The 15,137-nt window shown below is 66.7% G+C and carries 13 protein-coding genes; 8 read left to right on the top strand and 5 right to left on the bottom strand.

What is annotated here, in order from left to right; genetic code table 11:
* Nucleotides 1–5: 5 nt before the first annotated feature.
* Nucleotides 6–1,004, bottom strand: a complete 999-nt coding sequence (locus HZR14_RS11250; RefSeq protein WP_181692968.1) for an ornithine cyclodeaminase family protein — start codon at nt 1,002–1,004, stop codon at nt 6–8.
* A 119-nt stretch (nt 1,005–1,123) separates the two neighbouring features.
* On the opposite strand from HZR14_RS11250, the gene HZR14_RS11255 reads away from it, so the two are divergent.
* Together HZR14_RS11255 and HZR14_RS11260 are read left to right on the top strand one after the other, a co-directional pair.
* Nucleotides 1,124–2,440 (top strand): MFS transporter, encoded by a 1,317-nt coding sequence (locus HZR14_RS11255; RefSeq protein ID WP_181692969.1) that lies wholly within the window; start codon nt 1,124–1,126, stop codon nt 2,438–2,440.
* Nucleotides 2,441–2,483: 43 nt separating this feature from the next.
* Nucleotides 2,484–2,897: a DUF3054 domain-containing protein gene (locus tag HZR14_RS11260; RefSeq protein WP_181692970.1), complete on the top strand. Its 414-nt coding sequence runs from the start codon at nt 2,484–2,486 to the stop codon at nt 2,895–2,897.
* Between the two features lie 3 nt (nt 2,898–2,900).
* On the opposite strand, the gene HZR14_RS11265 is transcribed toward HZR14_RS11260, so the two are convergent.
* Complete coding sequence (locus tag HZR14_RS11265; protein ID WP_181692971.1) at nt 2,901–3,476, bottom strand: class I SAM-dependent methyltransferase; 576 nt, start codon at nt 3,474–3,476, stop codon at nt 2,901–2,903.
* Between the two features lie 51 nt (nt 3,477–3,527).
* Here HZR14_RS11265 and HZR14_RS11270 point away from each other — a divergent pair, with 51 nt between their 5' ends.
* From HZR14_RS11270 to HZR14_RS11285, 4 genes are all read left to right on the top strand, one after another.
* Nucleotides 3,528–4,136 (top strand): GNAT family N-acetyltransferase, encoded by a 609-nt coding sequence (locus tag HZR14_RS11270; protein ID WP_181692972.1) that lies wholly within the window; start codon nt 3,528–3,530, stop codon nt 4,134–4,136.
* A 366-nt stretch (nt 4,137–4,502) separates the two neighbouring features.
* Nucleotides 4,503–6,884 (top strand): rhodanese-like domain-containing protein, encoded by a 2,382-nt coding sequence (locus tag HZR14_RS14635; RefSeq protein ID WP_181692973.1) that lies wholly within the window; start codon nt 4,503–4,505, stop codon nt 6,882–6,884.
* Nucleotides 6,884–8,089: a Coenzyme F420 hydrogenase/dehydrogenase, beta subunit C-terminal domain gene (locus HZR14_RS11280; protein ID WP_181692974.1), complete on the top strand. Its 1,206-nt coding sequence runs from the start codon at nt 6,884–6,886 to the stop codon at nt 8,087–8,089. The genes HZR14_RS14635 and HZR14_RS11280 overlap by 1 nt, the downstream gene beginning before the upstream one ends.
* A gap of 309 nt (nt 8,090–8,398) precedes the next feature.
* A complete protein-coding gene (locus HZR14_RS11285) occupies nt 8,399–8,707 on the top strand; it encodes a hypothetical protein (RefSeq protein WP_181692975.1) in 309 nt (102 codons plus the stop codon).
* Between the two features lie 6 nt (nt 8,708–8,713).
* Here the strand turns inward: HZR14_RS11285 and HZR14_RS11290 are convergent, their stop codons facing one another.
* The 3 genes from HZR14_RS11290 to gyrB form a co-directional block, all read right to left on the bottom strand.
* On the bottom strand, nt 8,714–8,944 hold the full coding sequence (locus HZR14_RS11290) for a DUF7385 family protein (RefSeq protein WP_181692976.1): 231 nt from the start codon (nt 8,942–8,944) through the stop codon (nt 8,714–8,716).
* A 127-nt stretch (nt 8,945–9,071) separates the two neighbouring features.
* A complete protein-coding gene (gyrA, locus tag HZR14_RS11295) occupies nt 9,072–11,627 on the bottom strand; it encodes a DNA gyrase subunit A (RefSeq protein WP_181692977.1) in 2,556 nt (851 codons plus the stop codon).
* Nucleotides 11,624–13,543, bottom strand: a complete 1,920-nt coding sequence (gene gyrB / locus HZR14_RS11300; RefSeq protein ID WP_181692978.1) for a DNA topoisomerase (ATP-hydrolyzing) subunit B — start codon at nt 13,541–13,543, stop codon at nt 11,624–11,626. Before gyrB ends, gyrA begins: the two co-directional genes overlap by 4 nt.
* A gap of 180 nt (nt 13,544–13,723) precedes the next feature.
* Between gyrB and fen the strand changes: the two genes are divergently transcribed.
* Complete coding sequence (gene fen, locus HZR14_RS11305) at nt 13,724–14,707, top strand: flap endonuclease-1 (RefSeq protein ID WP_181692979.1); 984 nt, start codon at nt 13,724–13,726, stop codon at nt 14,705–14,707.
* Nucleotides 14,708–14,794: 87 nt separating this feature from the next.
* Nucleotides 14,795–15,031, top strand: a complete 237-nt coding sequence (locus HZR14_RS11310; protein ID WP_181692980.1) for a BolA family protein — start codon at nt 14,795–14,797, stop codon at nt 15,029–15,031.
* Nucleotides 15,032–15,137 lie beyond the last annotated feature (106 nt).

The following is a 15,137-nucleotide window of genomic DNA, read 5'->3' on the forward strand; positions in this document are numbered from 1 at the left end:
AACGGTCACTCCCCCGTTAGCGCCTCGCTCGCGGGCGCGAACTCGATCGTCTCGCCGAGCCCCTCCGACTTCGCGCGCCGATAGAGCATCCACGCCGCGGCGACGGTCTCGATCCCGGTCCCGCCGCTGTCGAAGACGGTGACCTCGTCGGCCGAGGTCCGCCCCCGGCAGTGGCCTCCGACGATCTCGCCGAGTTCGGCGTAGATGTGATCGTCGTCGACGGCCCCGGCCTCGCGGGCCGAGAGGAACGCGCCGGCGTCCTGGAACGCCCGCTCGCGGAGATCCGGGACGTACGTCGAACGGGCGATCGTTGCGGCGTCGAGCTCCCGTTTGCCGCGGTCGTATTGGCCCATCGCGGTGACGTGGACGCCCTCGGCGAGGTCGTCGTTTCGAACCACGGGGTCGGTCGCGGTCGTCGCGGTGATGACGACGTCGGCGTCCTCGACGGCCGAGGCCGCGCTGTCGACCGCACGCACGTCTGCGGGGAGCCGTTCGTCGAACTCCTCGGCGAAGGCGCGCCTGTGCTCGGCCGTCGGTGAGAATACGCGAACCGAGTCGAACGCCCGGACCGTCGCCGTCGCCTTGAGTTGCCCCCGGGCCTGTGCGCTCGAGCCGATCACAGCACACGTAGTCGCGTCCTCGCGGGCCAACGCGTCGACGCCGACCGCCCCCGTCGCGCCAGTCTTGAACGGGTTCATCGACGAGCCGTCCAAGAGCGCGAGCAGTTCGCCGGATTCCGCATCAAAAAGCGGGAGCGCGAAGTGGGCATCCCGGTCGCCGAAGCCGGCGGCGTAGGTGTATCCGCCCATCGCGCCGACCTCGGGCAGGATCGCGAAGTACCCGGTACACATCCCCGGCGGCTCCGAGGAGACGAGTTTGGTCCGGGGCTCGGCGCTGCCGTCGTTGCCGTGGCTCTCGTAGCCGGCTCTGACGGCCGAGACGTAGTCGGCGGGCGTCGCGAGCCCGGCGAGGTCGTCGCTTCGGAGGAACAGGACGTCCGTCATATCCGGCGTTCACCCGCGGAGGGCATAACCGCTGTGGCTCCCGAAACGGCGTCGCCCCACCGTGCCGCCCGAGACCGAAGCCCGTCCGTTTAACCACCCCCGGCGAGAACCCGAGATCGATGGACGAATCGTCCCGAACGGGCGGCGGATCGGACGTCGATTACGCCGGGCGGGCCAGGGAGATACTCGGCTTCTCGCGGTGGTGGCAGATCGCCGCCGCCGCGGGAATGATGGCCGCGGTCAGCCCGTATCAGTACGTCTGGTCGTCGATCGAGGGGCCGCTGGCGGAAAGCCTCGATATCGCGTTGCCCGCCCTCGGGGCCGTCTTCTCGTTTTACGTCGTCTTCCAGTCGCTCTCACAGCTGCCCGCCGGCTGGTGGCGGGACCGCCGCGGCCCCCGCAATCTGACGTATCTCGCGGCCGTCCTCGCCGGCGGCGGCTACGTCGGCCTCGCGTACGCCGAGAGCGTCTGGCAGCTCTATTTGCTCTACTCGCTCGGGGCGATCGGCGTCGGGATCATCTACACCATCGCCGTCAACACCGCCGTCAAGTGGTTCCCGGACCGGACGGGACTCACGACGGGTATCGGAACGATGGCGTTCGCGGGCGGCAGCGCACTCCTCGTGCCGTACGTCCGGGCCAACGCCACGGTCGCCGGCTACACCGACGTGCTCCGAAACGTCGGAGTGGGCATCCTCGTCGTCCTGCTCGTCGGGGCGGTCCTGTTGCGCGATCCGCCCGAGGACTGGCTCGATCGCGACGGCGGCGGCGGTGATGACGACGACGGCGGTGGCGGCGGGCTCGCCGCTTCGCTCCGCGGACGGTCCTACACGACCCGTGAGATGCTCTCGACGTGGCAGTTCTGGCTGCTCTATGCGATGTTCGTCGCGACCGCCGGTGCGGACCTCATCGTCATCGCGAACGTCGTCCGCTTCGCCGAACACCTGGGGCTCGCCGCGGCCGTCGCGACCGCCGCCGCGACCCTCCTGCCGGTCGCCGCGGGCGTCTCACGGATGATCCTCGGCGAGGTCTCCGATCGCTTCGATCGGGTGCGCGTGATGGCCGTCTCCTTTGCGCTCGCGGGGCTCTTTCGGTTCGGGCTCGTCGGCGCGGGGACGGCCGACGCTCCGATCGCGTTCGTCGGTGCGGTACTCGGTGCGATGTTCTTTTCCTCGCCGCTGTACGTCTACTTTCCGGCCGTCGTCGCCGACTACTACGGTGCCGAATACTCCTCGAGCAATTACGCCGTTATCTATTCTGCGAAGGTCGGCGGCGGCGTCTTCGCCGGAACGGTGGCCGGATTCTTGGTCGCGACGTTCGGCTGGATACCGACGTTCACCCTCGGCGGGGCGCTCGCGCTCGGGGCCAGTCTCGCCGCGCTCGTTCTCCGGCCACCGTCCGGGGCCGACCTCGACGGCCCGAGTCCGGATCCGTAGTCGAATCCGCAAGGATTTGAACCCCCGGCGTCGAACGGCCGGTATGGCAGATAAGTCGTTCCTCGAACAGCGCCTCGACGCGAGCACCTGGCCCATCGCGGTCGGGGACGTCGCGGTCCTGTTGGCGTTTCTCCTCGCCGGGACGCTCCAGCATTCGACCGTCGATCAACTGTTGGCCGATCCGGGTCTCTATCTCGTCGCGGCCGGGCCGTTCGTTCTCGGATGGCTCCTGTGTGCGCCCCTCATCGGCGCGTACTCCCCGGGCGGTGGCTCGGCGCCGAACTCCTCGATCCCGCTCGCGATCCGCTCGTGGATCCCGGCGGCGATAGTCGGAATGGCGATCCGGGTCGTTGCACTCCGCGGCCGCGGTGCCGAGGCGTCCTTCGCCGCGGTCATGATCGTCGGCGGGGCGGCGGTCCTGTCGGCCTGGCGGCTCCTCTATTTCAAACTCCGGTAGGCGTCACGCCCGAGCGTCGGCGGGGGTGTTCACCCCCGCGACCGTCATCTCGAAGCCGTACTCGATCGGCCTCACGTCGAGACCGACCGCCTCTATTGCCGATTCGAGTTCGGGCGCGGTATAGAAATTCGGATCGAAACCGACGAGCCGTTCGGCCCGATCGAGCGCCCTCCCGAGTCGCGTCCCGCGGTCGAAGTCGGTCACCACGAGAACGCCGCCGGGGGCGAGGACCCGGGCCATCTCCGAGAGACACCGCTGCCCTTCGGGGAAGTGATGGAGGGCGTCGACGACGACGACGGCGTCGACCGATCCGTCGGGGTGTGGGAGGTCGGTCGCGCTCGCCCGGACGGCTTCGAGCCCCCGGCGTCGGGCCCGACGCACCATGCCGCCGGCCGGATCGACGACCGTCGCATCGATCTCGTCGGCGACCCGGCCGGAGCCGCCACCGACCTCGAGGATCCGGTCGGTCGTCCGTTCGGCCACGGAGAGCCCCTTCCGGAGCGCGACCCCGTCGGTCGGTGGCACGAACAGATCATATAGCGGCGCGAACAGGTCGAAGGCCCGAACGTCCCAGCGCATGGGTGCGAATCGAACGCCGAACATAACTCCGTTGCCCTCCGAGCCGCCGGCATGGAAGCACGCCTGCTCGGGTGGCCCGCAGACGGGCCGACGCTCCGGCTCGATCACCGACGGTTCAGCTACGCCGGGAAGTTCGTGATGTCGAACACCGGGAAGGCGGTCCTGTCGGCTCCCGAACGGGCCGGATCGGGGAGTGGAGGCGACCGGTCGGGGGACTCCGTGGACGGGGGCGAGTACGACGACGTCCTCGCTGCGGTCGCGTTCAACGGGGACCGAACCGAACCGGATACGCTCTGGCTCCGTTATGTCACCGTCCGACGGGATCTGCGTGGAGCGGGACTCGGCCCACGGCTGTGTCGGTTCGTCGCCGGGCGGGCGACCGAGCGCGGCTACGATCGGCTCCGGATCGCGGTGAACAACCCCTTCGCGTACGAGGCGCTGTATCGGGCCGGCTTCTCCTATACCGGCGAGGAGACGGGACTCGCCGAACTCGTCTTGGAGCGCCCGGCCGAGAAGCCGGCCGACGGCCGCTCCGAACGAACGTATCAAAACGGGCTCGACGAGTATCGAGACCGGGACCTCTCGGCGGCGGAGCGGGCGTTTCTCGAACGGAAAGAGGGGGCCGCTCCGCCACCCACGGGGATGGATGGCCCGATATAACCATCGCCGGCGGCATCGAGAGACCGTCGCGCACACATATCCCGTGTAGTACCGGAATTTTTCACCGCTATCGGTGTCGAAATTCTCTACCGTCGGGGTCCGGACCACCGATCCGCAGTCACCCGGTTTCATGCCGTGGGGCGGATAAATACACACGGTACCGTGGTATTTGTCGGGATCCCGACTTGAGTCCCGGATTTGCGGGCATCGCGAAGGGGCAGAAACGGTTTCCCCAAGGCGAATTGAATTATACGTAGCGAACGTCCGGATCAGTGAGATGATCGACGAGATTCCCCCCAGACGAACGGTTCGCCGGCCACGAGCATACGGCCGGAACAGACGCGACGTCCCTCCCGGTGATCCGGCGTGACGCTCGATATCTCGATTGCCGATCCGTCGTGGGTCGACGACCGCCGGGACGGGTTGGCCGTCGTCGACGCTCGCGACCGGCGGGACTACGAAACGCTCGGACACGTCCCGGGGGCGGTGAACGTCCCCTTCGAGTCGATCCGGGACAGCGGATCCGACGCCGCGGGACATCTGCCCGACCCGGAAGCCGTTCGGGAACTGCTCTCCGCGGCCGGGATCGAGCACGACGACCCCGTCGTCGCCTACGACAACCGACGCGGCGTCGAGGCGGCGAGACTCCTCGTGACGATGGCGGTCTACGGCCACGAGGGACCGTTGTACCTACTGGACGGCGATTTCGACGCCTGGCAACGGGCGTATCGAACCGAACAGTCCGTACCGGATCCGGGGGTCTCCAGGTACGGATCGGTATCGCTCCGTGCGTCGGCGCTCGCCGACCGCGCCGACGTCGAGGCGGCTATGGGGAACGGGACGACACTCGTTGATACGCGCACCGCGAGCGAGTACGAATCCGCACACGTTCCGGGGGCGGTCCACCTCGGGTGGGAAGCCTTCGTCGACCCCGAGACCGGACGGCTCAAACCCGAAGCCGAACGGCGGGCGATACTCGAGGACCGAGGGCTCGATCCGGACGATCCGATCGTCCTGTACTGTAACACCGCCCGACGGCTCAGCCACACCTACGCGGTCCTCTCGGCGCACGGCTACGGCCACGTCCGGTTTCACGAGGGCGATCTCACGGGACTCATCCGCGAGCACTCACCAGACTGGGATCCAAAGCAGCTGTACGAGGGCGTCCGGGAGGTCGCCTCCGAGGGCTACGACGCGCTCGCCGAGGAGCTCGGCGAGGACGTATTCGGGCGGTTGCACCTCATCGGGCTGTATACGGTCCGACAGGACGGGTACTTCATGCTTCGGACGAAGGTCCCCGGCGGGCGACTGACCGCAGAACAGGCCAAGACCGTCGGACGGATCACGGAGGAGTTCGCGACCGCCCCCGAACGCCACGGCGGCACGGAACAAAACCCCGTCTTCGGCGACGGGTTCCTCGACGTGACGACGAGACAGGGGATCCAGCTACACTGGATCCGGATCGAGGACATGCCCGAGATCTGGGATCGCTACGAGTCCGTCGGTCTGACGACGATCCAGGCGAGCGGGAACACCCTGCGAAACGTCGTTACGTGCCCGACCGCGGGACGTATCGCCGGTGAGACCGACGTCAACGCGATCGCGGAGGAGCTCGCGGACGCGTTCGAGGGGAGCCGCCGCTACGCCAACCTCCCCCGGAAGTTCAAGATCGGCCTCTCGGGCTGTCAGGAGAACTGCGCGCGCGCCGAACTGCAGGATCTCGGCTTCGTTCCGGCGACGAGGGACGGCGAGGAGGGGTTCGCCGTCAAGGTCGGCGGCGGTCTCTCGGACGGGCCGCGAGCCGCGACCGACCTCGGGATCTTCGTCGCGCCGGACGAGGTCGTCGACCTGTCCTTGGCCGCGGCGGATCTCTTCATCGACCACGGCAGCTATCTCGATACCGCGGTCAACCGCCTGAAGTACGTCGTCGACGAGTGGGGTACCGAACGGTTCCGCGAGGAGCTACGGAGCTACGCCCCGTTCGAGTTCGAGCCCTACGACCGAACCCCTTCGAGTGACTACCGCGGCGATCACGTCGGGATTCACCACGAGACGGGCGATCGATACTACGCCGGCTGTACCCTGCCGACCGGGCGGATCGGCGGCGGCGACCTGATCGAGTTCGCCGACCTCGCCGATCGTTACGGTGACGGCGAACTCCGAACGACGGCGAATCAGAACCTCGTCGTCCCGGGTGTCCGTGGCGACACGCTCGAGTCGTTCCTCGGCGAGTCTGTCTTAGACGAGTATAGCCCCACCCCGGGGCCGTTCTCGCGGGGTATCGTCACCTGCACCGGGCGGGAGTTCTGCAAGTACGGCGTCGTCGAGACGAAGAGCCGCGGCCACCGGTGGGCCCGCGAACTCGACTCCTGGCTCGAATCGAGCGACGTCCCAGACGCCGCGGTTCCCGACGCGGTCCGGATCCACATGAGCGGCTGTTCGGCCTCCTGTGCCCAGCCACAGATCGCCGACATCGGGCTTCGAGGGGAGGCATACCGGGACGAAACACGCTCGAGCCAGGCGGTCGATATCGGTTTGGGCGGCGATCTCGGCCAACCACGGTTCGTCGAGTGGGTCTCCGGACGCGTCCCCGTCGAGGACGTTCCCGACGCGACGAAGCGGCTGCTCCGTCGGTTCTTCGAGGAGCGACGGGCGGACGAATCCTTCGCCACCTGGACGGATCGGACGGACGCCGATCGACTCGACCGGATCGTCCGTACCGACCGAGCGGTCGCGGGGGCGGACTGATGTCGATCGAACGCTCCCCCGGCGTGCCGGAGATCGAGACCGATCCGAGAGATCGGATCGCCGAAGCCCGCGAACCGACCGAAAAGACGTGGTTCCGGAACCTCGACGAGGCCGTCATCGAGGCCGATCGATGTGTCCAGTGTGGCAGTTGTATGGCGGCGTGCCCCTCGGATTCGATCGGTATCGACGAGGAGACGGGCCGGCCGACGCTCGTCAGGATGTGTACCGGCTGCTCGCGGTGTTGGGACTTCTGTCCCCGAAGCGGCCTGCGCTATGAGCGGCTAAACGGCCTCGAAGGCTCCGAGGCACGGTCCGCGTACGCGGTGAGCGCGGCCGGCGACCACGAGGGACAAAACGGGGGCGCGGTCACGGCGTTGCTCGCCGGGCTACTCGAGGCCGGCGAGATCGACGGCGCGGTCGTCGTCGGCGACGGCGGTGATGCGCTGACCGGCGAGCCGGTCCTCGCGACCACGCGGACGGAGCTGCTCGAAAGCGCGGGCAGCAGCTATACCCAGACGATGCAGCTCGGACGGGTCGACGAGCTGATCGCCGACAGCGGCCTCGACGACCCGGACATCGCGCTGGTCGGTACCCCGTGTGTCATCCAGGGGGCGGCCGCCCTGGATCGGCTGCAGTACGACGACGAGTTGGCCTCGGTGACGCTTACCATCTCGTTGGTCTGTACGCGGAGCTTCGCGTACGAACGGCTCCGTTCGTTGCTCATCGGACGCGGCGTCGAGATCGACTCGATCGATTCGCTCGAGATCGACGGCGGCGACCTGATCGCGAGAGACGACGGCGGCGCGCGGCTGCTCACCGAGGACGTCGAGGCGTTCGACGCCGCCGCCCTCCGTGGGTGTGCGGAGTGTTCGGACGCGGTCGGCGAGGCGGCCGACATCTCGGCCGGAAACGTCGGCAGCCCGGACGGGAAGACGACGCTTCTGGCCCGTACCGAGGCGGGCGAAGCCGCGATCGATGCGGCCACCGCGGATCTCGACCCCGACGAGCTGGACGAGACCGCGGCGCTCGAGGGATTCGCCGACTGGAACCGCCGGCAGGCCGAGGCATCGATCCCCCGCGATCTCGACGCCGATGCTCCGCTTTCGATCACCTACACGGAACACCACGACGCCTACGACGGAACCGATCGCGCCCCCGAATCGCTGAACCCCGCCCGCGTCCACCAGTACGAGGAGTGGTGTTGACCGGAAGATAGGGCGGGGCGGCTCAGCATCTTTCGAGGTCGATCTCTCGACTGTGCGTACCGGAGACGTTCGCCGCCTTCGGGTGGCGTCCTGTCTGGAACGTTGCCGAGACCGATCGAAAACGCGCGACCGAATGGGCCGCGCCTGCCCGGTTTCCGTCGCGACGACGGGACAGGGATGTGTGCCGTCCGCCGGAAACCGGGTGGAGATGGACGGGTTCTATGTATAATGCTTTGGATCTGTCACGGAACCGCGGGGGACCGCGGTGGGTTCCGGAACGTTGAGGGTCGGTGCCCCGAACGGTGAGACATGCTCGACCGCGTTCGATCGATCCTGAGCGATGCCTGGCCGTTCGTCGGCGCGGCGTATCTGGCGTATCTGGCGCTTCGACCGCCGCCGGTCCGCTACGTCGGCGTCGGCGGATTGATCATCGTGACGCCGCTTTTGTTCGGGTGGACCGTCGGGCGACTCTTCGGGGTCGGGCCGTGGGCCGACGACGGGGCGACTGAGGACGGGACGGTCGACGATGGAGTGGCTGCCGACGATGGAGTGGCTGCCGACGAGGCGGTCGACGACGGGGCGGTTGAGGACGGAACGACCGACGAGGAGGTCGGGTGATCCGATCTAGGGCTTGTGGGTGAAAATAAACGCCTGGCCGTCCTCGACGCCCACACAGAGATCGAGCTGTTTCGAGAGGTTGAGGCTCGTTGGGTTCTGCTTGCAGACGACGAGATCATCGAACGGTTCCTCACACGCGGGACAGGCGACCGAGACCGTGTTCTGGTAGGTCTTGATCGCCGGGTTCTCCTCACGGGGCGTCAACGACGCCAGCAGTTCGTCCGTATCGATGTCCATACATCGTTAGGCGGGGGCCTCCCCCTTCAATCTCGCGGGCGTATGGACGGCCCCCGACCGTCGTACCCATCAGACGGATCGGTGTCACACATGACCGGTGAACGCCGAGCGAGGTAGGTGGGGTAGTTCACTCTGAGTTCGCCCGGTCCGCGTCTACGTTCTCGTTCGCGTCTACGTTCTCGTTCGCGTCTACGTTCTCGTTCGCGTCTACGTTCTCGTTCGCGTCCGGGACGACATCGACACCCGCGACCCGATCGTCGTCGGCGAGTCGCATCACGACGACGCCCTTCGTGTTCCGGCCGACCGTCGAGACCTCGTCGACGTGGGTACGCATGATCTGTCCCGATTCGCTCATGATGGCGAGGTCCTCACCCGCCGAGACGGCATCGATCGAACAGACGGGGCCGTTTCGCTCGTCGGTTTTGATGTCGATGAGCCCTTTGCCGTATCTCGATTGACGCCGGTACTCCGAGAGCGGCGTCCGCTTTCCGTAGCCGTGTTTTGTCACCGTCAACAGGTGGCGGTCGTCGTCGGCCTCGGCCGCGACGAGGCCGGCCACCCGATCGTCGCCCTCGAGATCGATCCCGTTGACCCCTCGGGCTGACCGCCCCATCGGGCGGGCGTCCGTCTCCGCAAAGCGGATCGTCATCCCCCGACGGGTGCCGAGGAGGAGATCGCCGTCCCCGGTGGTGACCTCTACGTCGACGAGCGAGTCCGCTGGTTCGAGCGTGAGCGCGCGGATGCCGCCCGAATGGACGTTCTCGAACGCCGAGACGGCGGTCCGCTTGACGTAGCCGTTTCGGGTCGCCATCGCGAGGTATCCCTCGTCGACGTCGTCGGTGTTGACGACCGCCGTGATCTCCTCGCCATCGTCGAGGTCGATGACGTTGACGGCGGACGTCCCGCGGGCGGTCCGGCCCATCTCCGGCAACTCGAACACCTTCAGCCGGTAGACCTGCCCCTGGTTGGTGAAACAGAGCAGATAATCGTGTGTCGAGGCGGTAAAGACGGTCGAGACCCGGTCGCCTTCCTTGGGCCGCGAGCCGATGATTCCCTTGCCGCCGCGGTGTTGGGGGTCGAACTCGGAGAGGGCCATCCGTTTGACGTAATCCTCCTCGGAGACCGCGACGACGACCTCCTCTTCGGCGATCAGGTCCTCCCTGGTGACGGAGCCGGCGTCCTCGATGATCCTCGTCCGGCGTTCGTCGGCGTACTCCTCCCGGATCTCCCGGAGTTCGTCCTTTATGACGCCGAGGAGTTTGCTCTCGTCGCTCAGGACCGTCTCGAGCCACTGGATCTCGGCTTGGACGTCTTGGTACTCGGATTCGATCTCGCCGGCCTCCATCGACGTGAGCGAACCCAGTTGCATCCGGACGATGTGTTCGGCCTGGTCGGCCGAGAGGTCGTAGGACTCGCGAAGCCCCGCCATCGCCGCGTCGCGATCCTCGCTGTTGCGGACGATCTCGACGACGTTCTCGACGTTGTCCAGCGCGGTGAGCCGTCCTTCGAGGATGTGTGCGCGGTCCTCGGCCTCGTCGAGTTCGAACTGCGAGCGCCGACGGACGACCTCGCGGCGGTGATCGACGAACGCTTCGAGCAGCTGTTTCAGGTTCAACACCCGCGGCTGGTCGTCGATCAAGGCGAGCGAGATGACAGAAAAGGTGTTTTCGAGGTGGTGTTCGAGCAGTTGGTTTTTGACCACGTCGGCGTTCGCGCCGCGTTTGCACTCGATGACGACCCGAACGCCGTTCCTGTCGGACTCGTCACGGATGTCGCGGATCCCCTCGATTTTGTCCTCCTGGACGTCCTCGGCGATGCGCTCGATGCGCCGCGCCTTGTTCTCTTGGTAGGGGAGTTCGGTGATCACGATGCGGTCGCTGCCCGTCTCGTCGTACTCGGTGTCCATCTCCGCGCGGACCCGGAGCCGCCCGCGGCCCTCGGTGTAGGCGTTCCACAGCCCTTCGCGGTTGACGATGTTCGCGCCGGTCGGGAAGTCGGGACCCTTTATGTGCCCTTCCGAATCGGGCGTGTCGATCAACTCGGAGACCGAACAGTCGGGGTCGTCGATGACGTGGATCGCGGCGTCGATCACCTCCCCGAGGTTGTGCGGCGGGATGTTCGTCGACATCCCAACCGCGATCCCGGACGCACCGTTGACGAGCAGGTTCGGCACCGCCGCCGGCAACACCGCCGGCTCCGTCAGCCGATCGTCGTAGTTGCCCTCGAAGTCGACGGTATCCTTGTCGATGTCCGCCATGAGCTCCTCGGCGATCGGGGCCATCCGTGCCTCGGTGTAGCGCATCGCCGCCGGCGGGTCGCCGTCGACGGAGCCGAAGTTCCCCTGCCCGTCGACGAGAGGATATCGAAGCGAGAAGTCCTGTGCCATCCGCGCGAGGGCGTCGTAGATCGCCGAGTCGCCGTGGGGGTGGTAGTTCCCCATCGTGTCGCCGACGATCGAGGAGGACTTCCGGTGACCCGAGCGGGAACTGACGCCCATCTCGTCCATCGCATAGAGAATGCGCCGCTGGACGGGTTTGAGACCGTCGCGAGCGTCGGGCAGCGCCCGCCCCACGATGACGCTCATCGCGTAGTCGATGTAGGACTGCTCCATCTCGTCCTCGATGCGAACCGCCTCTACGTTGTCCGCCGGCACGTCCGGCGCGTCGGGTACGTCCGAGCTCATATGTCGATCCACTCCGCTTCCTCGGCGTGTTCTTTGATAAACTGCTTTCGCGGCCCGACGGCGTCGCCCATCAGGACGCTGAACATCCGGTCGGCCGCCGCCGCGTCCTCGATGGTTATCCGTTTCAGAATCCGGTTTCCGGGGTTCATCGTCGTCTCCCAGAGCTGCTCGGGGTTCATCTCGCCAAGTCCCTTGAACCGCTGGACCTGCGTCGGGTTGCCGTCACAGACCTCCTCGACGATCCGGTCGCGTTCGGCCTCGGTCATCGCGTCGTAGGTCTCACCTTTATATCGGATCCGATACAGCGGTGGCTGGGCGGCGTAGACGTAGCCGGCCTCGAGGAGCGGCGTCATGTGCCGATAAAAGAACGTCAAGAGGAGCGTCCGGATGTGGGCCCCGTCGACGTCCGCATCACACAGGAGGACCACCTTGTGATACCGGGCGTCCTCGATGTCGAACTCGTCGCCGATGCCGGTGCCGATCGCCGTGATCAAGTTGCGGATCTCGTTGTTTTCGAGGATGCGATCGAGGCGGTGTTTCTCGACGTTCAGTATCTTTCCGCGGATCGGGAGGATCGCCTGGAACTCGGGATTACGGCCCTGCTTTGCGCTCCCGCCCGCGCTGTCGCCTTCCGTAATGAAGAGCTCCGAGTCCTCCGGGTCCCGCTCTCGACAGTCCGCGAGCTTTCCGGGCAGCGAGGTCGATTCGAGCGCTGACTTCCGCCGTGTCAACTCCTCCGCCTTCTTTGCGGCTTTGCGGGCTTTCGCCGCTTCGACGGCCTTCGAGACGATCGCTTCGGCGGTGTCGGGGTGTTCTTCCAGGTACGTCGCAAGCTCTTCGTGAACCGCCCCCTCGACGATCCCGCGGACCTCGCTGTTGCCGAGTTTCGTCTTCGTCTGGCCCTCGAACTGCGGGTCCGGGTGTTTGATCGAGATGACCGCGGTCAGTCCCTCGCGGATGTCGTCACCTTTCAGCGTGCCGTCGAGGTCGGACAGCATGCCGTTGGAGGTGGCGTAATCGTTGATCACCCGTGTCAGCGCGGTTTTAAACCCCGTCAGATGCGTCCCGCCTTCGCGGGTGTTGATGTTGTTCGCGAAGGCGTGGATCGACCCCTGGACGCCCGCCGTCGCCTGCATCGCGACCTCGACGTGGATGTCGTCGACTTCGTCATCGAAGTAGACGACGTCGTCGTGGAGGACGTCCCGCGTCTCGTTGAGATAGGCGACGAACTCCCTGATCCCGCCTTCGTACTCGAAGACCGATTCCGAGCGTTCGTCCGTTCTCCCGTCCCGCAACGCGATCTCGACGCCGGGATTGAGAAACGCGAGTTCGCGGAGCCGCGATTCGAGCGTTGAGCATTCGAACTCGGTGGTTTCGAAGATCCCGTCATCGGGCCAAAAGCGGATCTCGGTACCGGTCTCCTCATCGGGTCTCATCTCCCGTACCCGTTCGATGCCGTCTTCGGGTTCGCCGTGATCGAAGCGGTGTCGCCAGACCGCGCCGTCGCGTTTGATCTCGACTTCGAGCCACTTCGAGAGCGCGTTGACGACGGAGACGCCGACCCCGTGGAGCCCCCCCGAGACCTTATACGATTTGCTGTCGAACTTTCCGCCGGCGTGGAGGACGGTCATGATGACCTCCACGGCGGGGCGCTCGTACTCGGCGTGCGTGTCGACGGGGATCCCACGCCCGTCGTCGGCGACGGTCACCGACCCGTCGTCGTTGATACGCACCTCGATGGTGTCACAGTACCCGGCCAGGGCCTCGTCGATGGAGTTGTCGACGACCTCGTAGACGAGATGATGGAGGCCGCGCGTGTCCGTCGAGCCGATGTACATCGCCGGACGCTTCTGGACGGCTTCTAACCCTTCCAGCACCTGTATCTGCCCGGCGCTGTATTCACTATCCTGAGACATGTGATACTTGCCCGATCTTATAACCCGGCAGGTATAAACTTCCCGCACGCGCGCGAGACACGGGCCGGCGCGAACCACCTCCGGTCGCCGCCAGACCGTCGTTGTCGCGGACGGCGTTCCGGTGGCGGGGAGGGGGGTATCACCGGCGCTTTCAAGCCCCCGAGGCCCGAATTCGGGTCGATGGGAAACGCGGATATCCGACAGTTGGCGGTCATCGAGCCGAAACCGTTCGAGGAACTCGCCGGCTCGGTCGTGGCCATCGACGCCCACAACTGGCTGTATCGGTATCTGACGACGACGGTTCGGTTTACATCGGGGTCGATTTACACGACGGACGCCGGCCGGGAGGTCCCAAACCTCATCGGGGTCGTCCAGGGGCTGCCGAAGTTCTTCGAGGCGGACGTGACACCGATATTCGTCTTCGACGGTGGCGTGACCGACCTGAAAGAAGACGAGGTCGAGAGCCGGCGCGAACAGCGGGAGCGATACGAGGACGAACTCGAAGCCGCGCGGGCAGGCGAGGCCGACGCCGCGGAGGTCTCGACGCTCGAATCGCGCACCCAGCGGCTCACCGAGACGATCCAGACGACCACCCGCGAGCTGCTCGGGCTGCTCGACGTACCGGTCGTCGAGGCCCCTGCCGAGGGGGAGGCCCAGGCGGCCTACATGGCGCGGTACGGCGACGTCGACTACGCCGGCTCGGAGGACTACGACGCGCTCCTGTTGGGTGCGCCCTACACCCTCCGGGGGCTGACAAGCAAGGGCGACCCGGAGTGTATGTACTTCGAGCGGACGCTCGACGAACTCGGTCTGACCTGGGAGCAACTCGTCGACGCCGCCATCCTGATGGGGACCGATTTCAACGAGGGGATCGACGGCATCGGCCCGAAGACCGCGGTGAAACTGCTTCGAGAGCACGGTGACCTCTGGGCTGTCCTCGACGCCCGCGGGGAGTCGATCCCGAACGCCGACCGTATCCGGCAGCTGTTCTTGGAGCCGGCGGTCACCGACGGCTACGACTACGACACCGAGATCACCCCCGACATGGCGGCGGCGCGGCGATACGTCACCGACACGTGGGAGGTCCCGGCCGAGGAGGTCGAACGCGGTTTCGAACGCATCGAGGAGTCGGTCGTCCAGACGGGGCTCGACCGCTGGAGCTGACAGCGTCGCGATCGGCGAGCCGCCGCGCCCGAGACGACAGCCGCCGATCCCGCGGGCTTTTGGTTCTCGCGGCCCCACACACTACGTATGACTCCCGAAGAAGTCGAGGCGCGCATCGAGGAGGCGCTCGAGGACTGCGAGGCGACCGTCCGAACGGACCGCGGCGATCACGACGAGGATCACCTGCTCGCGACCGTCGTCTCCCCGGCCTTCGACGGCGAATCGCTCGTCGACCAACACCGACTCGTCTACGACGCCCTCGGCGATGCGATGACGACGGAGATCCACGCCCTGGAGTTGACGACCCAGACGCCCGAGGCGTGATCGGGACCGGCGTCGGGTCGGGTGACGGATGTCGGCGTCGGGTCGGGTGACGGATGTCGGCGTCGGGTCGGGTGACGGATGTCGGCGTCGGGTCGCCGGCACATCG

This window comes from Natronomonas salinimetallica (assembly GCF_013839515.1).
Lineage (GTDB): Archaea > Halobacteriota > Halobacteria > Halobacteriales > Haloarculaceae > Natronomonas.

Bases quoted from the DNA above. Each gene is read 5' to 3' on its own strand.
- HZR14_RS11280 (WP_181692974.1), top strand. From the start codon at position 6,884: ATGTCGATCGAACGCTCCCCCGGCGTGCCGGAGATCGAGACCGATCCG.
- HZR14_RS11290 (WP_181692976.1), bottom strand. From the start codon at position 8,944: ATGGACATCGATACGGACGAACTGCTGGCGTCGTTGACGCCCCGTGAG.
- gyrB (WP_181692978.1), bottom strand. From the start codon at position 13,543: ATGTCTCAGGATAGTGAATACAGCGCCGGGCAGATACAGGTGCTGGAA.
- gyrA (WP_181692977.1), bottom strand. From the start codon at position 11,627: ATGAGCTCGGACGTACCCGACGCGCCGGACGTGCCGGCGGACAACGTA.
- HZR14_RS11260 (WP_181692970.1), top strand. From the start codon at position 2,484: ATGGCAGATAAGTCGTTCCTCGAACAGCGCCTCGACGCGAGCACCTGG.
- HZR14_RS11270 (WP_181692972.1), top strand. From the start codon at position 3,528: ATGGAAGCACGCCTGCTCGGGTGGCCCGCAGACGGGCCGACGCTCCGG.
- HZR14_RS11250 (WP_181692968.1), bottom strand. From the start codon at position 1,004: ATGACGGACGTCCTGTTCCTCCGAAGCGACGACCTCGCCGGGCTCGCG.
- fen (WP_181692979.1), top strand. From the start codon at position 13,724: ATGGGAAACGCGGATATCCGACAGTTGGCGGTCATCGAGCCGAAACCG.
- HZR14_RS11255 (WP_181692969.1), top strand. From the start codon at position 1,124: ATGGACGAATCGTCCCGAACGGGCGGCGGATCGGACGTCGATTACGCC.
- HZR14_RS11285 (WP_181692975.1), top strand. From the start codon at position 8,399: ATGCTCGACCGCGTTCGATCGATCCTGAGCGATGCCTGGCCGTTCGTC.
- HZR14_RS11265 (WP_181692971.1), bottom strand. From the start codon at position 3,476: ATGCGCTGGGACGTTCGGGCCTTCGACCTGTTCGCGCCGCTATATGAT.
- HZR14_RS11310 (WP_181692980.1), top strand. From the start codon at position 14,795: ATGACTCCCGAAGAAGTCGAGGCGCGCATCGAGGAGGCGCTCGAGGAC.